The organism is Mycolicibacterium lutetiense (genome assembly GCF_017876775.1).
Classification (GTDB): domain Bacteria; phylum Actinomycetota; class Actinomycetes; order Mycobacteriales; family Mycobacteriaceae; genus Mycobacterium; species Mycobacterium lutetiense.
The window spans coordinates 201,425-226,896 of sequence record NZ_JAGIOP010000002.1 but is presented as its reverse complement, the minus strand read 5'-3'; the positions used below and the strand labels follow the sequence as shown (position 1 = coordinate 226,896).

At 65.2% G+C, this 25,472-nt stretch carries 22 protein-coding genes and 1 pseudogene; 14 read left to right on the top strand and 9 right to left on the bottom strand.

What is annotated here, in order from left to right; all coding sequences use genetic code 11:
* Window positions 1-16: 16 nt before the first annotated feature.
* Window positions 17-880 carry an SDR family NAD(P)-dependent oxidoreductase gene (locus JOF57_RS10230; protein WP_209916190.1) on the top strand — a complete coding sequence of 288 codons (864 nt, stop codon included), beginning with the start codon at window positions 17-19 and terminating at the stop codon, window positions 878-880.
* A 13-nt stretch (window positions 881-893) separates the two neighbouring features.
* Window positions 894-1,964 (top strand): NAD(P)H-dependent amine dehydrogenase family protein, encoded by a 1,071-nt coding sequence (locus JOF57_RS10225; protein ID WP_044516859.1) that lies wholly within the window; start codon window positions 894-896, stop codon window positions 1,962-1,964.
* An 8-nt stretch (window positions 1,965-1,972) separates the two neighbouring features.
* On the opposite strand, the gene JOF57_RS10220 is transcribed toward JOF57_RS10225, so the two are convergent.
* Both JOF57_RS10220 and JOF57_RS10215 read right to left on the bottom strand, forming a co-directional pair.
* Window positions 1,973-2,368, bottom strand: a complete 396-nt coding sequence (locus tag JOF57_RS10220; protein WP_209923222.1) for a VOC family protein — start codon at window positions 2,366-2,368, stop codon at window positions 1,973-1,975.
* Between the two features lie 53 nt (window positions 2,369-2,421).
* Entirely contained in the window at window positions 2,422-2,949 is a 528-nt protein-coding gene (locus JOF57_RS10215; RefSeq protein WP_049924898.1) for a TetR/AcrR family transcriptional regulator, read from the bottom strand.
* 181 nt (window positions 2,950-3,130) lie between these two features.
* Between JOF57_RS10215 and JOF57_RS10210 the strand changes: the two genes are divergently transcribed.
* The 4 genes from JOF57_RS10210 to JOF57_RS10195 all read left to right on the top strand — a co-directional run bounded on the left by JOF57_RS10210 (window position 3,131) and on the right by JOF57_RS10195 (window position 8,795).
* Entirely contained in the window at window positions 3,131-4,261 is a 1,131-nt protein-coding gene (locus JOF57_RS10210) for an NAD(P)H-dependent amine dehydrogenase family protein (protein WP_044516863.1), read from the top strand.
* Between the two features lie 155 nt (window positions 4,262-4,416).
* On the top strand, window positions 4,417-5,637 hold the full coding sequence (locus tag JOF57_RS10205; RefSeq protein ID WP_209916188.1) for a cytochrome P450: 1,221 nt from the start codon (window positions 4,417-4,419) through the stop codon (window positions 5,635-5,637).
* 42 nt (window positions 5,638-5,679) lie between these two features.
* The gene (locus JOF57_RS10200) at window positions 5,680-6,795 is read left to right on the top strand and encodes a dihydrodipicolinate reductase (protein ID WP_209916186.1); all 1,116 of its coding nucleotides are present in this window, start codon (window positions 5,680-5,682) and stop codon (window positions 6,793-6,795) included.
* Window positions 6,792-8,795: a molybdopterin-containing oxidoreductase family protein gene (locus JOF57_RS10195; protein ID WP_209916184.1), complete on the top strand. Its 2,004-nt coding sequence runs from the start codon at window positions 6,792-6,794 to the stop codon at window positions 8,793-8,795. The genes JOF57_RS10200 and JOF57_RS10195 overlap by 4 nt, the downstream gene beginning before the upstream one ends.
* Window positions 8,796-9,088: 293 nt before the next feature.
* Here JOF57_RS10195 and JOF57_RS10190 read toward each other — a convergent pair whose 3' ends face one another.
* The 5 genes from JOF57_RS10190 to JOF57_RS10170 form a co-directional block, all read right to left on the bottom strand.
* Window positions 9,089-10,351, bottom strand: coding sequence for an IS256 family transposase (locus JOF57_RS10190; RefSeq protein ID WP_209916182.1), 1,263 nt, complete (start codon window positions 10,349-10,351; stop codon window positions 9,089-9,091).
* Between the two features lie 122 nt (window positions 10,352-10,473).
* Window positions 10,474-10,893, bottom strand: a complete 420-nt coding sequence (locus JOF57_RS10185) for a coiled-coil domain-containing protein (RefSeq protein WP_209916180.1) — start codon at window positions 10,891-10,893, stop codon at window positions 10,474-10,476.
* Window positions 10,890-13,034 carry an integrase gene (locus tag JOF57_RS10180; protein ID WP_209916178.1) on the bottom strand — a complete coding sequence of 715 codons (2,145 nt, stop codon included), beginning with the start codon at window positions 13,032-13,034 and terminating at the stop codon, window positions 10,890-10,892. The genes JOF57_RS10185 and JOF57_RS10180 overlap by 4 nt, the downstream gene beginning before the upstream one ends.
* Complete coding sequence (locus tag JOF57_RS10175) at window positions 13,031-14,815, bottom strand: hypothetical protein (RefSeq protein ID WP_209916176.1); 1,785 nt, start codon at window positions 14,813-14,815, stop codon at window positions 13,031-13,033. The genes JOF57_RS10180 and JOF57_RS10175 overlap by 4 nt, the downstream gene beginning before the upstream one ends.
* Window positions 14,812-16,320, bottom strand: coding sequence for a site-specific integrase (locus JOF57_RS10170; protein ID WP_044516874.1), 1,509 nt, complete (start codon window positions 16,318-16,320; stop codon window positions 14,812-14,814). The genes JOF57_RS10175 and JOF57_RS10170 overlap by 4 nt, the downstream gene beginning before the upstream one ends.
* Window positions 16,321-16,414: 94 nt before the next feature.
* Between JOF57_RS10170 and JOF57_RS10165 the strand changes: the two are divergent.
* Window positions 16,415-17,188: pseudogene (locus JOF57_RS10165) on the top strand (molybdopterin-dependent oxidoreductase); the annotation flags it as partial.
* Window positions 17,189-17,197: 9 nt separating this feature from the next.
* On the opposite strand, the gene JOF57_RS10160 reads toward JOF57_RS10165, so the two are convergent.
* A complete protein-coding gene (locus JOF57_RS10160) occupies window positions 17,198-17,398 on the bottom strand; it encodes a hypothetical protein (RefSeq protein ID WP_209916175.1) in 201 nt (66 codons plus the stop codon).
* A gap of 110 nt (window positions 17,399-17,508) precedes the next feature.
* Between JOF57_RS10160 and lon the strand changes: the two genes are divergently transcribed.
* The 5 genes from lon (at window position 17,509) to JOF57_RS10135 (ending at window position 22,893) form a co-directional block, all read left to right on the top strand.
* On the top strand, window positions 17,509-19,833 hold the full coding sequence (lon, locus tag JOF57_RS10155) for an endopeptidase La (protein ID WP_209916173.1): 2,325 nt from the start codon (window positions 17,509-17,511) through the stop codon (window positions 19,831-19,833).
* A gap of 138 nt (window positions 19,834-19,971) precedes the next feature.
* Entirely contained in the window at window positions 19,972-21,417 is a 1,446-nt protein-coding gene (gene cycA, locus JOF57_RS10150; protein ID WP_209916170.1) for a D-serine/D-alanine/glycine transporter, read from the top strand.
* Window positions 21,418-21,536: 119 nt separating this feature from the next.
* A complete protein-coding gene (locus JOF57_RS10145; protein ID WP_209916169.1) occupies window positions 21,537-21,761 on the top strand; it encodes a hypothetical protein in 225 nt (74 codons plus the stop codon).
* A 14-nt stretch (window positions 21,762-21,775) separates the two neighbouring features.
* Window positions 21,776-22,642: an oxygenase MpaB family protein gene (locus JOF57_RS10140; protein ID WP_209916167.1), complete on the top strand. Its 867-nt coding sequence runs from the start codon at window positions 21,776-21,778 to the stop codon at window positions 22,640-22,642.
* Entirely contained in the window at window positions 22,642-22,893 is a 252-nt protein-coding gene (locus tag JOF57_RS10135) for a hypothetical protein (protein WP_209916165.1), read from the top strand. Before JOF57_RS10140 ends, JOF57_RS10135 begins: the two co-directional genes overlap by 1 nt.
* Here the strand turns inward: JOF57_RS10135 and JOF57_RS10130 are convergent.
* Complete coding sequence (locus tag JOF57_RS10130) at window positions 22,861-23,547, bottom strand: DUF998 domain-containing protein (RefSeq protein ID WP_209916163.1); 687 nt, start codon at window positions 23,545-23,547, stop codon at window positions 22,861-22,863. The genes JOF57_RS10135 and JOF57_RS10130 overlap by 33 nt on opposite strands.
* Before the next feature lie 55 nt (window positions 23,548-23,602).
* Between JOF57_RS10130 and JOF57_RS10125 the strand changes: the two genes are divergently transcribed.
* Window positions 23,603-24,178, top strand: a complete 576-nt coding sequence (locus JOF57_RS10125) for a hypothetical protein (protein WP_209916160.1) — start codon at window positions 23,603-23,605, stop codon at window positions 24,176-24,178.
* Between the two features lie 44 nt (window positions 24,179-24,222).
* On the top strand, window positions 24,223-25,449 hold the full coding sequence (locus tag JOF57_RS10120; protein WP_209916158.1) for an NAD(P)/FAD-dependent oxidoreductase: 1,227 nt from the start codon (window positions 24,223-24,225) through the stop codon (window positions 25,447-25,449).
* Window positions 25,450-25,472 lie beyond the last annotated feature (23 nt).

Sequence of the window (25,472 nt, the reverse complement as noted above, 5' to 3'; positions counted from 1 at the left end):
GAGAAGAGAGACACCGATGGGTTCACTTGACGGAAAGATTGCGATCGTCACCGGCACCAGCCGCGGCGTCGGGGTCGGCATCGCCCACGAACTGTTGCGAGCGGGCGCCACCGTCGTCGGCTGCTCGCGCAAGCCGCTCGACACCATCCCCGGTACCGACGAACATCCAGATTGGGCGGACCGCTCGGCGCAGCTGGTGTGCGACCAGGGCGACCACCCGGCGATCGATGCCATGGTGCAACAGGTGGCTGACACCTACGGCCGCATCGACATCCTGGTCAACAACGCCGGCGGCACAGTACCCGCGCCACACGCAGAAGACATTCCCGAACTCGTGCAGAAGATCCAGGGCGCGCCGCGCAGCGACGACGACTACGAACGCACTGTGCTGTTCCACGCGTTCGCCATCCAGATGAACCTCACCAGCCCGCTGTGGTTCGCCATCAGGGTCTATCGGCAGATGCGGCGCCAAGACGGCACCGGTTGCATCATCAACATCTCCAGCGGCGCCTCGCACCCGGCCGGCTCGCCGACGTTGGTGTCCTATGGCGCGGCCAAGTCCGGCCTCAACCACCTGACCCGGTCACTGGCCGAGGAATGGGGACCACACGCGCGCGTCAACGCGATCGCTCTTGGGCCACACATCACCGAGAACTTCCGCTCGTTCGTGCTGCCCAACGACGATCCCACCGGCGCCAACTACTTCGCCAGAATCCCGCTGCAGCGAGGAGGCGAGCCTGAGGAGGTCGGGCGCACCTGTGTGTTCCTCGCCGGTGGCGGAGCCGACTTCATCAACGGCACCACCATCGAGATCGACGGCGGCATGATGCCCGGCGTGCTCTACGAAGCCGGTCTGAAGACGATCACCGACCTGCTCTGAAGGGACGATTCTGATGAAACGCAAAGTGATTCAATTCTCCACCGGCAACGTCGGCGAGCATGCACTGCGCGCGCTGATCGGCCGGCCCGATCTCGAACTGGTCGGCGTGCACGCCAACGGAACCGACAAGGTCGGCCGCGACGCCGCCGAACTGTGCGGGCTGACCGCACCGACCGGCATCACCGCGACCGACGATCTCGACGCGCTACTGGCGCTGCACGCGGACTGCGTCGTCTACACCTCACAAGCCGAAACCCGCCCCACCGAGGCCATCGATGAGCTCAGCCGATTCCTGAACGCTGGCGTCAACGTGGTGGGCACGTCGCTGGTTTGGATGGTCGCCCCCCAGCATGCCGACGCCTGGTTGCGCGAGCCGCTGGAGCAGGCCTGCAAGCAGGGCGGCTCCACGTTGTACGTCAACGGCATCGACCCTGGCTTCTCCGGCGACACGCTGGTGCATGCGGCCCTGAGCCTGTCCACGCGGGCCACCGCGGTGACCGTGCAGGAGATCTGCGACTACGGCAGCTACGACGACGCCGAATTCACCGGCGTCAGTTTCGGATTCGGCACGACACCGGACCACACGCCGATCTTGTTCGCGCCCGGCGTCTTGACGTCGCTGTGGGGCGGACAGGTGCGCACCCTCGCCGACAACCTCGGCATCAAACTCGACGAGGTGCGCGAGCGCCACGAAAAGTGGGTCACCGAGCGACGCATCGAATGCACGATGATGACGGTCGAACCCGGCCAGGTCGCCGCGGTGCGGTTCGGCGTCGAGGGCGTAGCCAATGGCGACGTCGTGATCACCATGGAACACGTCAACCGGCTCACCGATGCCGCCGCGCCGGACTGGGCCTTCCCGCCCGACGGGCGGCCTGGCGTGCACCGCGTCGTCGTGGACGGCGATCCCGGGGTCGAGATCAACACCCACGTCGGGATAGGCATCGACCACAACCAGGGGGGCGTCACCGGCACAGCAGCGCGTGCGGTCAACGCCATCAGTGCGGTCTGCGCGGCTCCGGCAGGCATCCTCGCCGCACACGATTTACGGCCAACCGATCACCTACGCGGCACCATGTGGTGACGCCAGTTTCAGGGTAAGTCGGTGGCCAGCAACGTCATTGGCAGGCCCAGTACCGTCATCTCCGATTCGTCGAGTGCGAAGCCGTCACCGTCTCGATGCTGGCGGAACCCGGTGACCGCCCCATACCGGGCGGCCACCTGCTCAGCGGCAGCCATGTCGGCGACCCGGATCGCGACCGAGTAGACGCCGTCGCCGCGGGAGGCGAGAAACTCGGCCACCGCGCTGCTGCGTCCCGCCTCGGTGTCCAGCGGGCTGATCAGCTCCACCCCTCCGGTCCAATCCACCCTCACCTGCAAACCGACGTCTCCCAATTCGACGGCGGTGAAGGTGAATCCGACTTCGGAAAAGAACGCAGTGGCCGCCTCGAACCGCTCGCGGTCAACGGCATAGATCACGTGATGCATTCTCGGCGATGCGGTCACATCGGCCTTTCCGACGGTGCAAAGGTGGACATCTTTCAGACCCCGACGATGCTCTGGATAGCCTGGCCGTAAACCGCGACGACCGCGGCGGGATCGTCATCGCGCAACGCTTCATCGGACATGCTCAGCGACTGCAGCAGCCCACCGACCTGGGCGGCCATCAACCTTGCACGCAGCACCGGATCCGGCCCGGGCAGCCGCTCCCTCAGCAGCTCGATGAACGACGAGTCCACGATCTCGTAGAGCCGCGCCCGCACCGCCGGGCTGTCGGACGCCCGCACCAACGTGGTATGCACCCGCAGCATCTTTCCCGACGCGCGACTGAGCACGAAATCCACCAGCCGGGTACCGAGCGTATCCAACGGGCCGGCCAACACGTCGTCCCAAAACCCTCGCACCGGGAGCGTTTCGAGGAATAACTCCTCCTTCGATCCAAAGTGGCGGATCACCAACGCCGGGTCGACGCCGACGTCCGCGGCGATCGCGCGCACCGAGGTCGAGGCGTAACCGTCGCGCCAGAACCGTCGGGCCGCGCAGCGCTTGATCGCTTCGGCGGTCGTCATGGACCGACCGCGTCGAGGCGCCGACTTTGTGGCTGCCTGCGCCATCGTGGTCCTCCTTGGGACTCGAAGTGAATGCCCATCCTGCCCTCGGCTCCCCATCTGGTCAACACTGTTGACGGGTACGGGGTCAACGGTGTTGACTTGGTGGAGTCACCAGCATCGAGGCAGGAGTTGTTGCACCATGACCAACCCGTTGGACAACATCGATAGGACCTACAAAGTCGTAGTATGGGCGACCGGCCGGGTCGGTAAGCTGGCCATTCGCTCGGTTGCCGGCCGCCCGAATCTGGAACTCGTTGGAGTGTGGGTCCATTCGGAATCCAAGGACGGTCAGGACGCCGGCACGCTCGCCGGGATCGACCCCCTCGGCGTCGCCGCGACTCGTGATAAAGACGCGATTCTGTCCGGTGACGCCGACTGCATCATCTACACCGGGCCGGCGACCAACCGTCCACGTGAGGCGTTCGAGGATTTCTGCAGGATCCTACGGGCGGGTAAGAATATCGTGACGACGTCGGTGCCGGGGATGGTCTACCCGCGTGGCTCGTTGAAGCCCTCGACGCTGCAGCGGATCGTCGATGCCGCTCACGAAGGCGGTAGCTCCATTTACTCCACGGGCATCGAGCCTGGCTTCGGATGTGATCTTTTCGCGGTGGCGCTGTCGTCGATGTCGAACCGGGTGTATTCGGTTCGCGGCTTGGAGATCACCGACTACTCCCGCGACAGCACGATCTACGAGATGCGCGAGCTGTTCGGCTTCGGTCAACCGCTGGACTATCAGGGCGGCGTGATGATCCCAGGCGTCATCAAATTCGGTTGGGGTGCGGCGGTGACGATGGTCGCCGACGCGTTCGGGGTGCAGCTCGACGAAATCCGTGAGGACTGCAAGTTCGCGCCTGCGCCGCGCCGACTCGAGACGCTCTCCGGGGTCATCGAGGAAGGCACCGTGGGCGCCGTCTGGTTCCGCTGCATCGGCGTGGTGGACGGCCATGAAGCCATCACCATCGAGCATGTCGACCGGATGGCCGACGATATCGCCCCGGACTGGCCGAAGAGCCGCGCCGGCGGAATTGACGGAGTGTGGCGCGTCATCATCGAGGGCGAGCCGAGCTTCGATGCCGAATTCGAGGTCGGATTCCACGACGACGAGGACTCCACAGATCACGGCTTACTCGCGACTGGCATGCGGGCCATCAACGCCATCCCGTGGGTATGCGCTGCCGAACCCGGCCTTGTCGATGCATTGCGCATCCCGCTGACCCCTGCGATCGGGTCGCTGCGTCCGAAAGAAGAAGGCATCCGGGCAATCTGACTGCATCGCATGTCTTCAGCACACGTCGATCCATTCCCGAAAGCCAGTTGCTTCGGCGATCGACAGGAGGCCGGCTGCACCAAGCCCGCGGTGCAGTCGGCCTCGCTCGTGGAAGTACCTAGCAGGTCAATTCACCACTCGAACAGGGATCGACAATGACAATTGACACCGGACCGCGGACACGGCCAGATGTCGACCTGACCGACGGCACGTTCTACGCAGACAGCAGCACTCGCGATGCGTACCGGTGGATGCGGACCAACGAGCCCGTCTTTCGCGACCGCAACGGGCTGGCCGCGGCGGCGACCTATCAAGCAGTCCTCGACGCCGAGCGCAACCCCGAGTTGTTCTCGTCCACCGGCGGCATCCGGCCCGACCAGCCCGGGATGCCGTACATGATCGACATGGACGATCCCGCCCATCTGTTGCGGCGCAAGTTGGTCAACGCCGGCTTCACCCGCAAACGGGTGATGGGCAAGGTGCCCTCGATTGAGCGGCTGTGCGACACGCTGATCGACGCCGTGTGCGAACGCGGGGAATGCGACTTCGTCCGCGACATCGCCGCACCACTGCCGATGGCGGTCATCGGCGACATGCTGGGCGTGCTGCCCAACGAGCGCGCAAAGCTGCTGCAATGGTCTGACGAGCTGGTGTGCGGGCTGAGCTCCCACCTCGACGAACAGACCGTCCAGAATCTGATGGACACCCACGCCGCCTACACCGCGTTCACGATGGACGCCATCGCCAAGCGCCGCGCCGAGCCCACCGACGACCTGTTCTCCGTGCTCGTCAACGCAGAGGTCGAGGGCGAGCGAATGAGTGACGACGAGATCGTCATGGAGACGTTGCTGCTCCTGATCGGCGGCGACGAGACGACCCGACACACCCTCTCAGGCGGCACTGAACAGCTGCTACGCCGCCGCGACCAGTGGGAACGCCTGGTCGCCGACCCAGAGCTGGCGCCCGGTGCTATCGAGGAGATGTTGCGCTGGACGTCGCCGGTGAAGAACATGTGCCGCACGCTCACCGCCGACACCACGTTCCACGGGACCGAGATGCGCGAGGGCGAGAAGATCATGCTGATGTTCGAGTCGGCTAACTTCGACGAGACGGTGTTCGGCGACCCGGACAACTTCCGAATCGACCGTAATCCGAACAGCCACATCGCCTTCGGCTTCGGTACGCACTTTTGTCTGGGTAACCAACTCGCGCGCCTCGAACTCAAGCTTATGCTCACTCGGACATGGAAGCGGCTTCCGGACTTGCGGCTGGCCGACGAATTGGCGCTGCCGCTGCGCGCGGCGAACTTCGTCAGTGGCTTGGAATCGATGCCGGTCGTATTCACACCCAGTGAACCCGTCGGCGCAGGTAAGTGATTCGTGGTCACCAAGCATGGGGCCCGAGATCGGTCCAATTCGATGACATTCGAGGTTGAGCAGCGAGTGCTCCGCGTCGTGCAATGGACGACGGGCAACGTGGCTGCGGAGGTCGTGCGTGCCCTCATGGGCCGACCGGATATCGCTGTGGTCGGCGCATACGCCCGCTCGCCCGAGAAAGCCGGGGTCGACCTGGGCGCGCTGTGCGGTCTGGGAACGGACCTGGGCGTCCGGGCTACCGCCGATGTGGATGCCTTAGTCGAGTTGCGGCCTGACTGCGTGGTGTATACGCCCCTGCACTTCAACCTTGCTGAGGTGCAACGGATACTACGAGCCGGTGTCAATGTCGTCACCAGCGCGGAATTCATGACAGGCGTCAATCTGTCCAGCAATGACCGTGCAGCGCTCAACTCTGCTGCGCTCGGCGGTGGTTCGAGCATTTTCGGCAGCGGAATGAACCCGGGGTTCGTGCAGCTTGCCGCCGCGGCGGCCAGCGGTGTCTCGACGAACGTGCGCAGAGCAACAGTAGTGGAGTCCGTTGACGTCTCAGAGTTCATCGGAGACGCCAACTTCGCTGGGGTCGGATGGGGTCGACCCAAGAACGACCCCGGCCATGTGGAGGACGTACGTGTCGCCACGGCGGTGTTCGCCGAAGCCGTCGACGCGTTAGCCCGAATGCTGCGTGTCGAACTCGACGAGATCTCCTGTTCGGTTGAGTTCGCGCACGCGACACAGGAGGCCGTCGCCGACGGCGTCCTGATTCGCGACGGCCATGTCGGGGGTATCGAGGTCAGATGGAGCGGACACCAGGCTGGCCAGGAGGTGGTTTGTGTCCAGCAGCGATGGGCCGCCACCCCGCTGCTGGAGCCAGCGTGGCACATCGAACACGGCTACCTCGTCGATATTTCTGGCGACCCGAACGTGCGCATGAAGATCGACCTGCTGCCCACCGATGCAGATCTCGCCGATTGGTCACCGCAACGCATGCGCAACATTGGCTTACGGATCACCGCCGCACCATTGGTGAACGCCATTCCGGCGGTGTGCGCGGCGCCGCCCGGCATCGTCACCTACGCTGAACTTCCCGCGATTGCAGCGCTTCTCGTACCCGAGTCCGAAGCAGGTCACAGACGGCGCACCGACGAGGTGATCGCATGATCCGAAAGTCCTTCTGCCGAATCTGCACATCCGCATGTGGAGTGCTCGTCGAGGTCGACGACGAAGAGCGTGTGCTCAGCGTCCGCGGCGACGCCGATAACCTACTCTCGCACGGCTACACCTGCTCCAAGGGCCGGGCCATGGGACACGGCCACCACCGCGAGGACCGGCTGCTGTATCCGAAGATACGCAACGGCGATGCAATGGAGCGGGTTTCGTGGGATGAAGCGCTTGACGACGTCGCTGCCAAGCTGCGCGCTATCATCGACGAGTCCGGACCGGACGCCGTCGGCATCTTCCTCGGCGGCGGCGGGTACCTCGACAGTGCCGCCTACGCGACCGCGCAGATGATGCGCAAGGCACTTCGCACTCGCTCCTACTACAGCGACATGACGATCGACACCGTATCCAAGATTCTCGTGGGCGAGATGATCGGCGGCTTTGCCGCCTTGCCGCGTCCGGACTTCGGCCGCTGCCGGATGACGATCTACGTCGGCACCAATCCCCTTGTCTCACACGGACACACCGCGATGCTGAGCAGCCCGGCCGTGCGGATGCGGGAGTTCACCACTGAGGGGCAGGTGTGGGTGCTCGACCCGCGCCGCTCGGAGACCGCGGTCAAGGCGACGCGACACCTGCAGACCAGGCCGGGGACCGACTACGCGGTGCTGGCCTACCTGGTGCGCGAGCTGCTGCGCGACGGCGCCGATCGCGAATACCTCGACCGGCACGCGCAGGACGTCGAGGCGCTGGCAGAGGCCGTCGAGGGCTTTACGTGCGCCCGGGCGGCGGCGATCAGCGGCATCGCGACCGAGGTCCTGGAAGAGTTCTCGGCCGCAGTACGGCGCGCCGGCAGGGTCAGCGTCGAGTCGGGCACCGGCGTGTCAATGTCGCCTGCGGCCAACGTGACCGCGTGGATGACCTGGGCGCTGATGATCGTCACCGGGTCGCTCGACCGCGAGGGCGGCGCCTGGTCGAATCCCGGCATGCTCACCCAGCTCGACAACCGCCGCATCCCGACTGCGCCGGAGGAGGGGTTCCGCGGGCCCGGGCCCGCGAGCCGTCCCGACCTGCGCTCGGTCGCAGGCGAATACCCCTGCGCGGCAATGCCGGACGAGATCGAGAGTGGCAACCTGCGCGCGCTGATCAACCTCAGCGGCAACCTGATCACCTGCATGCCGGGAACCGAGCGGATCACCGCCGCGCTGCGACAACTCGAGGTCCTGCTCACGGTCGAGATCGCCGACAACGCGACGACGGCGCTGTCCACTCACGTGTTGCCCGCCAAGGATCAGCTGGAACGTCCCGACGTGTCGCTGGGTACAGACTTTTCGTTCCCCGAGCTCGGTGCGCAGTTCACCCCCGCGGTGGTAGCGCCGCGAGGTGACGTCCGGTCCTACTGGTGGATCCTGACCCAAATCGGAAAGCGGATGAGTCTGGACTTCTTCCCCGGAGTGAACCCAGACACCGTCACCGACGACGACGTGGTGGCTCTACTCGCGCTGGGCGCGCGGACGCCCATCGACACCAGCGGCGAAGCGAACTACACCGTGGCGGCGGACCGGGCATTCGGCTGGCTGCAGTCACGGGCCGACGAGTTCGGGGGCTGGCGGCTGGCGCCAGGCCCGCTTGTAGCTCAGCTTGCCGAGCTGGCCCCCGGACCCGACCTCGTGCTCATCTCGCGACGGCAGAAGAACCAACTCAATTCCCGCAAATCGGCCGACCATGGCACCACCGGTATATACGTCAATCCCGACGACGCCGCCAAACGCGGTCTGAACGATGGGGACATCGCGGTCGTCCGAAGCAGGCACGGTGAACTCACGGGCTCCGTGACGATCGATCCCACGCTTGTATCCGGCGCCCTTTCGGTGCCGCACGGCTTTGAGGGCAGCTGCAACGTCAACCAGCTGACCAGCGCCGACGACATCGACCCGATCACCGGGATGCCCATCTTCTCCAACCTGCCCGTGGAGCTCGCTAGAGCGGGCAACCCCTAGAGGTAGCGAGCGGCCTCATACCGCCGAGTCGGCGAGACGATTCGGGGCGAACTTCACCCACGGTCGACCGGGCTGAACCTGGCCGACCTCCTGGAGGCTCCCGCTCACAAGATCACGTCCCCGGCTCTCTCCAACCAAGACGCCGGTCGATGAAACCGGCTGTGACGGCGCTCAACTAAGACAGTGCAGCTGAGCATCAATCCGTCAATCAGAGTTGACAGCGCGATACACTGGCCGCTCGTTGTAAGTCAAAGGGGCTGTCAGATTAACGGTGGATCCGACCTTGGCATCTGTTAGTTGCCGGTCGGGGTGATCCGGCCTTCGAAGGTGATCGCGAACGCATTGAGCGCTGGCTTCCACCTCATTGCCCATCGTGCCTTACCGCGGCCGGTGGGGTCTAGGGAGCGGGTCACGAGGTAGAGACACTTCATCGCGGCCTGCTCGGTCGGGAAGTGCCCGCGGGCGCGAATCGCTCTGCGGTAACGGGCATTGAGGGATTCGACGGCGTTGGTCGAGCAGATGACGCGTCGGATCTCGACGTCGTAGTCCAGGAACGGCACGAACTCGCTCCAGGCGTTCTCCCACAATCGGATGATCGCCGGGTACCGGGCACCCCACGTCGCGGTGAACTCGGTGAAGCGTTCCTTGGCCGCGGCCTCCGACGCCGCGGTGTAGACCGGGCGGATGTCCTTGGCGATCTGGTCCCAGTACTTCCGCGACGCGTATCGAAACGTGTTGCGCAGCAGATGAATAACACATGTCTGGACGATGGCACGGTCCCACACCGTGGTGATCGCTTCGGGCAGCCCCTTCAGGCCGTCGCACACCACGATGCACACGTCACCTGTGCCGCGGTTCTTGATCTCGGTGAGCACCGCCAGCCAGAACTTGGCGCCCTCACCACCGTCGCCGGCCCGCAAACCGAGGATGTCGCGTTCCCCGCCGCAGGTGACTCCGATGGCCACGTAGACCGGCCGGTTGGTGACCTGGCCGTCGCGGACCTTGACGTTGATGGCGTCGATGAACACCACCGGATACACCGCCTCCAACGGACGGTTGCACCACTCGGCCATCTCCTCGATCACCTTGTCGGTGATCCGGCTGATGGTGTCCTTGGACACCGTGGCGCCGTAGACGTCGGCGAAGTGCGCCGACACTTCCCCGGTGGTCAATCCCTTGGCCGTCAAGGACAAGACGATCTCATCGATACCGGTCAGGCGACGTTGGCGTTTCTTGACGATCTGCGGCTCGAACGAGGAATTCACATCCCGCGGCACGTCGATGTCGACCGGGCCGATCTCGGTGAACACCGTCTTGGATCGCATCCCGTTACGGGAGTTGCCGCTGCCCCGCCCGGTGGGATCATGCCGGTCATAACCCAGATGTTCGGTCATCTCGGCATCCAACGCGGTCTCCAGCACGTTCTTCGTCAACTGGTTGAGCAGCCCGTTCGGGCCGACCAGCTCGACGCCTTGCTCCTTGGCCTGCGCCAACAATTGTTCGGCAAGCTGCCGTTGATCCAGTTCAGTCGCCACGGGATCGAGTGTTTCTGACATTGGTGATCCTTCCCGCCAAGCTCACGCTCGGCGTGTCACACCAAGATCAGATCCACCGTTTCTCTGACAGTCCCAAGTCAAACGACCAGCCAAGATCAGACAGAATCCGTGGGACGGTCTGTTCAGGTGAACCCGTTGCGTCCCGCGAGTTTCCGTGGCATCGAAACAACGACGTTGGCTCCGGAGGTTTCGTGCGTGAGTTCGGTGATCACCGCTGACAGCGTCCTTATCTTGCTTTGCAGGTGAGCATTCTCGTTGGTCAGTTCCTGGTTGTGCTCACGGGCCTGTGCAAGTTGTCGTTGCAGCGCTTCGACATTCGGGGGAACGGGTCCGCACCCGACCGTCGCCTTGAACTCGTTGAGCAGATCGCCGTGATGTTCATAGAGTCTCTGCCGCGATACTCCCGATTCGGCTGCCAAGGCCACCACGGTACGTGGGCCGTTGCTCTGCTCGGCTTTGTCGTCTCGGAGGCGGCTCATCGCGGCCAGCACCAGCTGGCGTTCTCCATCGTTGCGTGCGGCAGCATCACCCATGAGGGTCATTCGTCGTCCTCGTCCTGCTGGGGGTTTGTCGTCGGTCGGCTGGATTCGTGCTCTGCGAGGGCCTTTCGGTGCTCGATCAGGCGAACCTGAACTCGCTGCCGCAGCGGTTCGGGAAGTTCGAGAGTCGCCAGATCGCGTTGGAGTGCTTCGACATGCTGACGAAGGTTGGCGGCGTCGCGGTCGGTGCGGGCGGCGTTGACGCAGCCAAGTCGGCACCGACTCCAGAACGGTTCAACAGAGCTGTTGTCGGTAGGTTCCAGGCAGGCTGCGGTGGCGCGCCGGAACACGCACGTCACGACCGCGCCGTGGTGGATCTGCAAGTCGGGGTTCGACAGTGCATTGTTGATCTGACTCTTGGTGGTCACTGTCAAACCCGCGAACGTGCTTGCCCGAGCAACGCGGGCCCGGTACTCATCGGCAGCTGGACCGGAGACGTGCTCGCCGCGCTCGAGTCGATGGTTGTCGTCGTGGATGATCTCGGCACGGTGGAGGAATTGTTCGAAGGTGATGTCGTCGAGGAATCCTGAATCAGCTCCGCCGGCATAACCTTGGATCATTTGTGTGTGCAGGTGGCCGTATTGCGTTGCGCCGGCGATGGTTCCGCCGGGCCGCCGGACGATGTGCCATGCCAGTGTGCGTCGCAGGCGCGGCACTTGGATTGTGCCGTGCGGGTCGGCGCCGATCTGCGGATGGATGCCTGCTGGAGCGATCGCGTGGTTGAACCACTCGATGAAGCTGGTGATGTCGGCGTTGATGGAGCCGGGTGTTCTGGTCCGGTTGGCGCCGAAGAGGAATCGCTGTTGGGAGCACATGTTGAAAGCCGGAAACAGCAGATCGCTCACCGTGATCTGCTCAAGAACGTTGACGGCGTGGGCGGTTTCGTCGGTCACGACCCAGGGGATGGTGGCGGGTGATCGGTGTCGGCGCCGGTCATCGGCCTTCAACTGGTGACCGGACATGAGTGTCAACGCCAGTTTCGAGTCCCGGCTGATGCAGCCGCGCCGGAGGTTGAGTGCCTCGCCGGTCCGAACACCCGAGAGGTAGGCGATCACGAGGAAACAGGCAGTCGTGACGTGGCGCAGCAGTTCGACGAGTTCACTCGCGCCGACGGGGGCTTCGCGCCAGCAGTGCATGCCGGTGGCGCTGAATGTGGTGGCGCGCAACATGTCCACTTCGATCGGCAATCCATGCTTGGCTACCAGGACCGGTGTCTCTTTCATCCGCCTCAGTTCGGTGTGGTTGAGCCATCCACCCACGGCCAACCCCATCAGATCGACACTGGTCGTGTCGCCCGTCCGGATACCTGGAAGTGAGGCGTCGTTGCGGCCTAGTGCCGCGAGCAGGCATTCGAGTTGCTGCTTGGTGGTCTCGAACACCGACACCGTGCGAGTAGGAGCCCGACGAATGGCGGGTGCGATGCGATGGGCCAGGTATCGCATCGCGAGAAGGCTGCGTGCTGCGGGAAGTAGATCGGTGGCGATCGTGTGGGTCACCATCAATGCTGCCGAGAGTAGCGGCTCCATGATGTCGGGATGAATACGCGGGGTGGTGTTCGGTTTGCCCCAGGATGACTCGTAGTTGGCGAGGCCTCGGGCGCTCGCGCCGCCCCACAACGGGCCCGGGGGGAGCCGGCAATGCGTGGGCAGGGCATCCCGGTACACGTGCAGACGCTTGATGGCCTGTAACGCTGAACGTTTGGATTCGGCGCTGACGCCGCTGGTCTCGGTGACGTGGCGCAGATAGTCGTCGAGATGTTCGGCGCCGACTCGGCCGAACGATGTCACACCCATTTTCGCCAGCCATGTCGTGAGCCTCCGCAACGGCACCAGCTCGGCCAAGATCGTCTTGATGTGCGGATAGAGCGATCGGGAACTGTCAAGGCGGGGTGCGTCGTCGACGATGTTGAGCAGGGCGAACAGGTAGAGCTTGCAGGCGTGGCGGAATGGCGTTGGGAACCCGTCCCAGTGCACGGCTTGTCCTGCGCTGTGGCGGTCCTCGATCGCCGCGGACAGATCCCACACCGGGTCGCCGAATCGGTATCGGATCCCTGGGACGTGAAGGGTGCGGTTGATCACGACCTCTGTTGCGGGGGCGACGTGGACACCTGCCACGACGTCGAAAGCTTCAGCTGTATGGGTCATGACGCTTCGAGGTTTCCTGTCAGCAGAAGGTTGGCCGTGTGGTGATCGCTGTCGGTGATCTCGGCTCGCGCGGCGCTCAGCTGGGCCTGCTCGTACTCGGCGAAGATGTCGTCGAGTTGCGCGAGAGGACCCGCGTGATCGGCGATCCACTGCCCAAGGGGCATCTCTTGGCGCAGGCCGCGAAGCCGGTCGGCGACGACCAGTTGAACGGGTAGGTGGCGCGGGAAGGCGCGGGCGTTGCTGCAGTCAAGGCATGCCATGAACGACTGGCGGCACCGTTGACCGTCGATCGGCGAGTGCTCGAAATCAGCGCACGTGCCCAGCACGGCGTCTTGGCCGGATCCGTCGTCGTGGGTGTCCGGTTGCACCGTGATCGACCGGCGGGCCAGTGCTCGGTTCACCTGCTCGTCGAGGGCCTCGGCGACGATCTGGAATCCCTCGTTGCGCACGGGGTCCATGCGGCTCAGGTAGCGAGCCAACGTGGCCGGGGTGTGGGATGTGGGTTTTCGGACCTGCTCCAGGTAGGTCTTGCGCAGCCGATCCATGCTGATCCCGAGGAGCAAGCCGTCATGCTCGGCGTCACCGGTCAGCCACGGCGCCATCCACCGCCGCCGAGCAGTCACGCCGGTGCCTTTGCTGCTGGTTCCGTATCCGAAGAGTTTCTGCTCGACATGGTCGGGCTGGGCGCTGTAATAGATGAATGCGCGCTGAGACCCGGTCAGCGTGCGGGCCGGTTCGGTAAGTTCCAACAGCACCATGAAGACCCCGTACGCGGTCGTCAGCGACGTGTTGGCCACTGCGGCGCGCCGATTCTGCCCACCAAGTGGCCGCAGTTCGGGGCGTAGCGCAGTCACCGGCACCGTCATGACCGACCGTTTCCCACGGCGGGGCTTGTCGGCGTTGACGAACACGATGCCGGGTTCATCTGGGCTGCTGGCTCGTCGGTGTGGTGCGGGCAGCGAGTCCAGCGTCGACAGGTTCAGGCCGGTCAGTCCGGCGAGGAGAACACCGAATGCCCATGCCTCGCCCGGGTTGAGATGCAACAACGACTGAAGACGGCATCCACCGGCCGCTGCCGTTACCCGCCGGGTCACGTAAGTCCTTGCGCCCGAGGCGGTGCGGGGGAAATCTCCCTCACGGGCGCAGTGATCGAGCACTTCGGCCAGACTACGATTGGGGTCCGTGCGGGGGAGGTGATCGAGCCGTCCCGCACGATGGTCGTCGACCATCTGCCAATGAGTCTTCAGCCGGGTACGCGCCCGCCGCACCATTCCCCGCGCAACGACGGTGATGCGGCGAAGCTCATCGGTGGAATAGGGCTGGCGTGCCGTGTTCGTCTTCGGGTGACGCACGCGCGTGAACGCCTGCCGTGCCTCATCGGAGACGACAGGACTACAACGCAGCAGAGTCTTCAGGCTATGCAACGGGCCAGGACCGCTGGGTACCCGACACGACAAGGCGAGGAGCCGGGCATCCGACGCTGATAAGTCTGTCAGCCCCCTTAATGCTGGCCGGTTTTCGGCGAGCCAGCAGCAGGCGTGCCGGGCAGATTGCCACAGCGCGCCAGCGCCCCTCAACCGCTTGGATACGCCCAGCACACCAGTGGCGTCCTCGAACGCGATCGCGAAATCGTGGCGGATCCCGTCAACGCCCGCCAGCGAACCGAAGTCGAAGTCCTTCGACTGAGTGCCGTCCTCGCTGACGAACGTCACGATCAGCCCGCGTCGCCGCAATACAGGCTCCCACTCCGAATCCGGCTGCGCCGCGCGGTGACCCGTCACGTTGGGACCGTCAACACGCGAGACTCACCGACACCCACTGCTGCGACGAGACGCTCAAGAGATTGCCGATCATCGGCATCCATCAGCGCGATGAGCTCCTCGACCTGCAGCACCTGAAACGGCTCGAGATAAACGCTGCGTGTCACCTCGGCACTACGATGTCCAAGAAGTGTCGCCAGCAGGAACCAGACATCACCAAGCTGATTGCGGAAGTCGCGCTGCTCCTGCTTGGTCAACATGTCGGTACGGCGCCACGCGACGAACGTGGCGATGCAATACCACCGCAGCGCAAAGGAATGCCTCAGCATGTGGGGACGGCACCACAGCGGCGTACCGCCCACTTGGACGAGCGCCTTCGCGACCCTGGCGTTCGCACGGTCGAACGTCTTGTACCAGGCGTGCTTGGGACGAGGTGTCCCGTCGTCATTCAGCCACAACCACATCGGCTCCAGGCCATCACGACCCTGGCGGAATAACCTCATTCGCGTCGACGGCCCAAGTGCGTCCAGCCGGACCATACGACGCGATCCCTTCTCATCTACAACCTCCAGTTGCCCATCCCGGCGAACCCGTTCAACGACCCAGAGATCCGTAACCTGCCCGTACCGGCCAGCACGTTGCGCGCGGGCGATGGCAGCAGTGCGACTACCTTCCTCCAGATAGAAGTGCACTTGCTGGGCGACGCGACGCCGCATCCAGAACGCCCGCCCGCTACCACCCTTCGCGCAATGAGAAGCCACCCGCGAACGCATAAGCCCCTCAGAGCCCGGTTTGGGCACCTCTATAGTCAACATGCTGGACCACTCGCCGATTCGTAAACCCGTCCCGAACAACCCCTCCACGAACGCGATGTCGCGATCCTCAGTCGCGCCCCGCCAATCGTGGCGCGGCACGCCCTCCATCGTAAAACCACGCAACCCCAGGTTCCGCCACAACCGAAATGCCTGTGGAGTAAGCCATTTCACGTCAGCCCTGCGCATCCCGGAGGGAGTGCTCTCCAACACGACGTGGCCACCGCCCATCCACGACGTAGCAATCACGCGGGCTCGGACGGGGTTGTCAATTCCGTGCTGCTCGGCCGCCCACGAATAGAAACTGCGGATCGCCGCGCGATCGACACAGAAACTATTTGGACTCACTTGCCGGGGGTTCTTCTCAGCCGACAAACGCCACTCCTTGAACGCAGCCAGTTCTGACCGCGACGCCTGATCCCACCGAACGCCCACCGCGTGCAGAAAATCCAGCCACACCTTCAACGACAGCGCGTAACGACGCAACGTCCCCGTTGCCCGTCCCCGCACCAGCGGATCCCGCCAGTAGGCGTTCACCAACGCATCCGCCCGGCCCCACGGGTCCAGAAAGAACGGAGTGCCATCACGCACACCATTGCGCTTCGCCCAGGCCTCGACATCACCCACCCCCGGAACGACGTCCTCCACCGAGACGAACCGCTGCTGAAAGTCGTAGAAATGAAGGGTCCAACCATCAGCCGAATCACCAGCCATCCCGGGACTCCCCTCACCTCACGGGCATCGCACCCATCATCACCGACACCATTCACAAACCGTGTTCGACACGCCTGTCGGGCAGAGAACAGGCGACCGCGAGATCACCTACAGTTTCGCTGATCTGACCCAGTTCGATCTCATCGAGAAGGCCGTCACGCTGACGTGCGTATCCAATCCGGTTGGCGGCGACCTGATCTCAACCGGAATCTGGACCGGTTACCGGCTGACCGACCTCCTGAAGGCGGCCGGTGTGGCCACCGATGCGGACATGTTGCTGTCGACATCGGTAGATGGGTTCACCGTGGGCACCCCGGTGGACGCCCTGAGCGACGGCCGCGATGCGATGTTGGCCATCGGCCTCAACGGACAGCCGCTTCCCGTCCAGCACGGCTATCCGGCGAGATTGGTGGTGGCCGGACTCTACGGCTACGTGTCGGCAACGAAGTGGGTCACCGACTTCGAGTTGACCCGCTACGACCGCGCAGCTGCGTATTGGACCAAACAGGGCTGGGCCGCGCGCGGCCCGATCAAAACCGAGTCGCGCATCGATGTGCCGAAGCGGGGTCAAGAGGTGGCGGCGGGGCCGACGACCTTCGGCGGAGTGGCCTGGGCGCAAAACCGGGGCGTACGTGCCGTGGAGGTCCGAATCGACGACGGCCCATGGCAACCCGCACTCTTGGGTGCCGCCTATTCGAACCAGACCTGGCGGTTGTGGAGCCTGCCCTGGCAGGCGAGCGGTCCGGGCAGCCACACGATCACGGTGCGGGCCACCGACAACACCGGGGCGGTCCAGACCTCAGATCACACCTCGACCGTGCCCGACGGCGCCACCGGTTGGCATTCGGTGGACTTCACCGTGGCCTGATCCGGCCCGCTACTTCGACGAGAGCTTGCGCCAACTCCACCCAGCGATCACGACCCCGATCGCCGCGGTGATCGGGCCGATGACCGACCAGGTAGTGGTGTTGCTCATCGGGCTGCCCTGCAGCACACCGAAACCTTGCAACGCCCAGATGAGGCCGAACAGCGCCACGATCACACCGATCGCGAACGATACGACGAATCCCCGGTTCATGACTGGATCCTAGCTTCCGTTCACTCACGGCGAACTCGGACGACGGGCACGCCGGGAACAAACCTGCCCTCATCAAGGTTGAGCGCATCAGACTGAACTTTGGAGGTTTGATGCCTGAACAAATCGCAGTGCCGGTCCTGTTCCTGAGCGAGCCCATCGTCCTGCCCGGAATGGTGGTGCCCATCGAACTCGATGACGCTGCCCGCGCGGCGATCGACGCCGCCCAGGCCAGCGAATCCGGCAAGCTGCTGATCGCCCCGCGCCTGGACGACCGCTACCCCACTCATGGTGTGATCGCGTCGATCGTGCAAGTCGGCCGCGTGCCCGGAGGCGCAGAAGCCGCCGTCGTCCGCGGTGAACGCCGCGCACACATCGGTTCGGGAACGACCGGACCGGGCGCGGCGCTATGGGTCGAGGTGGACGAGGCGGCCGAGGCCGATCCGGTCTCCGACGAGACCAAGGCGCTGGCCGCCGAATACAAGAAACTGCTGCTGGCCATGCTGCAACGCCGCGAGGCCTGGCAGATCGTGGACGTGGTCAACAAGATCACCGACCCCTCCGCCTTGGCAGACACGGCCGGCTACGCCTCGTACCTGACCGATGTGCAGAAGCGTGAGCTTCTGGAGACCTCAGATGTGGGTCGTCGGCTCCGTCTGCTGATCGATTGGACCGGCGAGCACCTGGCCGAGGTCGAGGTCAGCGACAAGATCGCCGAGGATGTCCGCGCCGGCATGGACAAGCAGCAGAAGGAATTCCTGCTGCGCCAGCAGCTGGCCGCTATCCGGAAGGAACTGGGCGACGGCGAGCCGGAGGGATCAGATGACTACCGGGCCCGCGTCGAGGCCGCCGACTTGCCGGACAAGGTCCGCGAGGCTGCACTGCGCGAGGTCGGCAAGCTGGAACGGTCCAGCGAGCAGAGCCCCGAGGGCGGCTGGATCCGCACCTGGCTGGACACCGTGCTGGACCTGCCGTGGAACGAGCGCACCGAGGATTCGACCGACCTCAAGGGCGCCCGGGAGATCCTGGACGCCGACCACCACGGTCTCGACGACGTGAAGGACCGCATCGTCGAGTACCTGGCTGTGCGGGCACGTCGCGCCCAGCGCGGCATGGCCGTCGTCGGTGGCCGCGGTTCGGGAGCCGTGATGGTGCTGGCCGGTCCGCCCGGGGTCGGCAAGACCTCGCTGGGCGAGTCCGTCGCCCGTGCGCTGGGCCGCAAGTTCGTGCGCGTCGCCCTGGGTGGTGTGCGCGACGAGGCCGAGATCCGCGGCCACCGGCGTACCTACGTCGGCGCACTGCCGGGTCGCGTCGTGCGGGCCATCGGCGAGGCGGGTTCGATGAATCCTGTTGTGCTGCTGGACGAGATCGACAAGGTGGGCTCGGACTACCGCGGCGATCCGTCGGCCGCACTGCTGGAGGTGCTGGACCCGGCGCAGAACCACACGTTCCGCGACCACTACCTGGAGCTGGATCTGGACCTGTCCGACGTGGTGTTCCTGGCGACGGCCAACGTCATCGAGAACATCCCATCGGCGCTGCTGGACCGGATGGAGCTGATCCAACTCGACGGCTACACCGAGGACGACAAGGTCGCCATCGCGCGGAACTACCTGCTCCCCCGGCAGGCCGAGAAAGCGGCGCTTACCGACTCCGAGGTGACGGTGACCGACGCGGCATTGCGCAAGATCGCCGCGGACTACACCCGCGAGCCAGGCGTTCGGCAGTTCGAGCGGTTACTGGCCAAGGCACTGCGCAAGGTGACCACGAAACTGGACTCCGCCGAGGCTGCGATCGTGATCGATCGGCCGGATCTCGTTGAGTACCTGGGCCGTCCACGGTTCACTCCGGAGTCCGACGAACGCACCGCGGTGCCGGGCGTGGCAACCGGCCTGGCCGTCACCGGCCTGGGCGGCGACGTGCTCTACATCGAGGCGAATGCCAACGATGGCGAGCCGGGCCTGAAGCTGACCGGGCAACTGGGTGATGTGATGAAGGAGTCGGCGCAGATCGCGCTGTCCTACGTCCGGGCCCACGCCGAGCAGTTGGGTGTCGACCCGAAGTCACTGGATCGCCAGATCCACGTGCACGTCCCGGCGGGTGCGGTGCCCAAGGACGGCCCGTCGGCCGGCGTCACGATGGTCACGGCACTGGTGTCGATGGCCACCGGGCGTCAGGTCCGCGGTGATGTCGGGATGACCGGTGAGGTCACGCTGAACGGCCGGGTGCTGCCGATCGGCGGGGTGAAGCAGAAGCTGCTGGCGGCGCAGCGCGCCGGGCTGAAGACGGTCTTCATCCCCCAGCGCAACGAACCAGATCTGGACGAGGTCCCGGCCGAGGTGCTGGAGGCGGTGCAGGTCAAGCCCATGACCGACGTGGCCGACATCATCGTGGCGGCGCTGGAGCCCCGGGAGGACGCCGCGGCCGCCGCCGCCTGATCGAACGCGCAGCTTTGTCACGCTCGCACCTTTGTCACGCTGGAGTGGCTGCCGACCCCGGCAGCCACTCCAGCGTGACTTTCGAGCGGAGTGGGGCCACACACGCGCCGCAAGCCGCCGTCTGCAATCCTTCACGGTGTGACGTCAGACGCATCCACCGACGATCGACACCTCTCCCGCCAGCTCTCCAATCGGCATATCCAGCTGATCGCGATCGGCGGTGCGATCGGCACGGGTCTGTTCATGGGCTCGGGCAAGACCATCTCGCTGGCCGGCCCGTCGGTGCTCTTCGTCTACATGATCATCGGCTTCATGCTGTTCTTCGTCATGCGGGCGATGGGCGAGCTGCTGCTGTCCAACCTGCACTACAAGTCGTTCGCCGATTTCGCGGCCGACCTGCTCGGCCCGTGGGCGGGGTTCTTCACCGGCTGGACGTACTGGTTCTGCTGGATCGTCACGGGCGTCGCCGACGTGGTGGTGATCGCCGGATACGTGGCCTTCTGGTGGCCGGACCTACCGCTGTGGATACCGGCGCTCGCCACCGTCGTGGTGCTGATCGGTTTGAACCTGCCGACCGTGCGGGCCTTCGGCGAGACCGAGTTCTGGTTCGCCTTGATCAAGATCATCGCGATCGTGACGTTGATCGTCATCGGCCTGGTCATGATCTTCACCAGCTTCACCGCCCCCACCGGGGCCCAGGCGTCCTTCGCCAACCTGTGGAATGACGGCGGTTTCTTCCCCACCGGCCCAATGGGTTTCGTCGCCGGGTTCCAGATCGCGACCTTCGCATTCGTCGGAATCGAGTTGGTGGGCACCACCGCAGCCGAGGCCAAGGATCCCGAACGCAACCTCCCCAAGGCGATCAACTCGATCCCCGTACGCGTCATGCTCTTCTATGTCGCCGCCCTGACGATCATCGTCGCGGTCACGCCGTGGCGCGAGATCGATGCCAACCTCAGCCCGTTCGTGGCGATGTTCAGCCTCGCGGGCCTGGGCGTTGCCGCATCGGTGGTCAACTTCGTGGTGCTCACCTCGGCGACATCGTCGGCCAACTCCGGTATCTATTCGACCTCTCGGATGGTGTACGGCCTGGCCACCGAAGGTGACGCGCCCAGCCTGTTCGGCCGGCTCACGTCCCGGCGCGTACCTGCCAACGCATTGTTCCTGTCCGGGGTGTTCCTGCTGTCGGGTGTGGTCATGGTGGTCGCCGGCGACTCGATCGTCGCGGCCTTCACCTTGATCACCACCATCTCGTCGCTGTGCTTCATCTTCGTCTGGACGATCATCCTGATCAGCTACCTCGTATACCGCAGGCGCCGACCGGAACTGCATGAGGCATCGAAGTTCAAGATGCCCGGCGGCGTTTTCATGTGCTACGTCGTCCTGGCCTTCTTCGCCTTCCTGCTGTGGGCGTTCACCCAGAAGGAAGACACCCTGCAGGCCGAACTGGTGACGCCGGCGTGGTTCCTGGTGCTGGGTATCGCGTGGTTGGTGCTGCGGCGTCGCCCCGGACATCTGGCCCGCGAAGCCGCCTTCCACGCAGATCTGGAGTCCGCCGACCTTGAGTCGAAGGGTTCTGATTGACCTTCGGCCCGGACCTGGCCAACGGCAATACGCCCGTCACGCCCAAACAGTTCCCGGGACGCCGATCAGAATCACCATTAACATAGAGCGCGCCTGACAACGACGGGGGCGCACCACACATGTTGACCGCAGTACGCAAGATTCTCGGCTTTCAGATGACCATCGCCGAGTGGATCGGCACCGCGATCATCCTCGCGGTCCCCTATCTGCTCATCGGCCTGATCTGGTCGCTCACCCACACCAGCCACCTGGCCGGGATGCACGGTGCCGATGCGGCGGTGTCCTTTCTGGGCTCCATCGTCTCCTGGCCGGTCCTGCTGTTCACCAACGTGTGCATGAGTTGACGGGGCGGCTGCAGATGAACTCCACCTCCCCCAACCGGATCTCGATCGCCCGGCGCACCTCGCGCTGGTCCGACGACGACGTCACCATTGCCGATGCGATGGACCTCTGGGGTTTCGCTGCCGGCGCGGCCAACGTGATCATGCAGCTGTCCGCGCCCGGCGTCGGCTACGGCGTCGTGGAGAGCACGGTGGATTCCGGCAATCTGCTCAAGCATCCGTGGAAACGCGCCCGCACCACCCTGAGCTACCTGGCGGTCGCGATCCTCGGCAACGCCGAGGACCGAGCGGCGTTCCGCGATGCCGTCGACGCGGCTCACCGGCAGGTCCGGTCCGGGCCGGCAAGTCCCGTGCAGTACAACGCCTTCGACCGCGACCTGCAGATGTGGGTGGCGGCCTGCCTGTTCGTCGGGCTCGAGGATGTCTATCAACTGCTGCGCGGTCGGATGACCGACGCGCAGGCCGAGCAGTTCTACCAGTCCGCCGCCACGCTGGGCACCACCCTGCAGGTCAGCGAGCAGCAGTGGCCGCCCACACGGGGCGATTTCGACACCTATTGGGATACCGCGTGTGAGCGGGTCCAGATGGACGACGTCGTCAGGCGGTATCTGCACGACCTGGTGGATCTGCGGATGATCAACCCGCTGCTGCGGATTCCGTTCCGGCCGCTGCTGAAATTCCTGACCACCGGGTTTCTGGCGCCGATATTCCGGGACGCCGTCGGCTTCGGTTGGGGCCCGGGCCGACAGCGACTGTTCGAATGGCTGTTCCTGGCCGTGGCATTCGGCAACCGGTTCCTGCCGGTGTTCATCCGCCAGGGCGGCAGTTACCTCCTGCTGGCCGACGTGCGCCGGCGGATGGCGGCCGACAAGGCGCTGATCTGATGAACCGGATTCGCCGGATCCTGGGCCACCGGGTGAGTGTCGAGCAGATGCTCGAGACGTTGATGTGGCTGTCTCTGCCCTACCTGGTGATCGGACTGGTCTGGACGTTCTTCCATCCCGAACAGGTGCAGCTGATCGAGGCGAGCCTGCTGACCAAATTTCCGGCCGGCGCCGATCTGGTGGCCTTCGGCCAGGTGACGCTGTTGTGGCCGGTGCTGCTACTGGGCGCCGACGTATGCGTCGCGATGTGAGCGCAGCAGCCGCGCGGCCACACCCGCGACATACAGCCACAGCACCGTGCCGACCACCCAGGTCGGCACGTAGTTGAAGGTCTCGGTCTGCGCACCGGCACTGGCGCCCATGTAGGCGAGGACCGCCAGGATCGCGACCCCGATCGCCGCCGACATCGCCGCCCACACCCGATCGCCGATGTGTGCGAAATACCTTGCCAACACGAAACATCCGCAGGTCATGGCCAGGAAGCCAAGTCCGCCGGCCACGCCGTGAATCGTCGCCGAGGTACTCGCTTCTTCGACCCCGGAACGGCCCGGCGGAAACCCGGACCCCGGATCGGTCGGGTTCAGCCCCGCCACGACACCGGCCAGCAGGCCGTAGAGCGCCACACACACCGCCGCGATGCGGCCCGACCGGATGCCGGCGGCCACCCGCCAGACCCCGGCCCCGAATGCGATCAGCAGCAAGCCGCAGACCACGAAGTCGACCGACTGAATCCAGCCCCAATCCCCAAGGACGAGCATCGAATTGGCGTGCCGGGTCAGGTCGAAGCCAGAGCGGGTGAACACCAGGGTGTATGAAACCGCAGTGAGCAACAGGCCGGCCGCCACGCCGGCGGTCAGCAGGGCCGAGGTGACCCGGGCAGCTGCCGGGCGCGCGTCGGAGGTCACAGAAAGTCGACGCTACCGTTCCGGTCTCCGCGACCGTTGGCTAGGGTCTTGCGTCGTGAAGGCTTGCCTCGTCGTAGTCGCCGCCGCCGCTGCTGCTGCGCTCACCGGATGCGCGTCAGGAACTGTCGTCAACACCGACGATGCCGCCGGGCCGCCGCCCACGAGCACCACCACACCGCGACCCCAGTTCGGTACCGCAAACCTGGTCGATGCCGCCGACTACGCCATCGAGGTCAACGGTCGCAAGGCCTATTACTTCAGCACCCCGAGCGGGAGCTGGCAGTGTGCGATCCTGCCCCGCGACCGTGCCGGCTGCCAACCGGCGGGCGGCACCTCGGCGATGAGCGTGACGGGCGCCCCCGAAACCGTGCCCGATGCGACCGGCGGTTCCGCAGCACCGAATGCGCTGGTCCTCGACCGCGACACCGACGCGCATTTCGCCAACCTGGCACAGCCGGATTTCGCCCAATCGGCCGCAGTCGTGCTGCCGTTCGGCAAGGCGCTCGCGGTAGCGGGATTCCGCTGCAACGTTCAGGAGCAGTCCGGGGTGTCCTGTGTACGGGAGGCGACGGGCCGAGGTTTCACCTTCTCCACCGAGGGCTACACCCTGCACTACACCGACGTCCCCTAGCGATCACAGATGTGCGGTAGCTCAGGCGAGTAGGCTGGATCGGTATGACAACGTCGCCCACAATTGCGATCATCGGCGGCGGCCTGGCCGGCGCCAAAGCAGCTGAAGCACTGCGGGACAACGACTTTGACGGCCATGTCGTGCTGTTCAGCGCCGAGGACCACCTGCCCTACGAACGTCCGCCGCTGTCCAAGGAGTACCTGGCCGGCAAGAAGAAACTCGACGACTTCACGGTCGATCCAGCGGCCTGGTACCGCGACCGCAACGTCGACCTGAGGCTGGGAACCGAGGTCACCGCCGTCGACGCCGCCGCGCACACGCTGGCGCTACCCGACGGCACCACCGTCGGCTACGACAAACTGCTGCTGGCCACCGGATCCTCGTCACGCCGGCCATCGATCCCGGGATCCGACGCCGCGGGGGTGCACTATCTGCGGACGTTCGACGACGCCGCGGCCCTGAGCGCGGCGCTGACCCCTGGTTCCACGCTGGCCATCGTGGGCGGTGGATGGATCGGGCTGGAGGTCGCCGCCGGCGCACGTGGGCGCGATGTGAACGTCACGGTCGTCGAGGCCGCACACCTACCGCTGCTGGCCGCCCTGGGCGCCGAGGTGGGTGAGGTGTTCGCCCAACTGCACCGTGAGCACGGGGTCGACCTGCGCCTGGACCAGTCGGTGCAGGAGATCACCACCGAGCACGGCACCGCCACCGGACTCCGACTCGGGGACGGCTCCATCGTCGCCGCCGACGCGGTACTGATCGCCGTGGGCGCCGCACCGAACATCGGACTCGCCGAGAACGCCGGCCTGGCCACCGGAAACGGTGGAGTGCTCGTCGACGCATCGTTGCGCAGCAGCGATCCCGACATCTATGCCGTCGGCGACATCGCCGCCGCACAACACCCTTTCTTCGGGACACGAATCCGCACCGAGCACTGGGCCAACGCACTCAAGCAGCCCGCGGTGGCGGCGGCGGGGATGCTGGGCAAGCACGCTGAATATGCCGAACTGCCCTATTTCTTCACCGATCAGTACGACCTCGGCATGGAATACGTGGGCCACGCCCCCGAGTATCAGCGGATGGTGTTCCGCGGTGACGTTGCTGGACGCGAATTCGTGGCCTTCTGGCTCGACGCCGACAACCGCGTTCTGGCGGGAATGAACGTCAACGTGTGGGATGTCCTTGACGACGTCAAGGCGCTGATCCGGTCAGCGGCGCCGGTCGACCCGGAACGCATCGCCGATCCGGCACAGCCACTGTCAGTCGGATAGCTGCGAGCCGCACATCGCCCGCG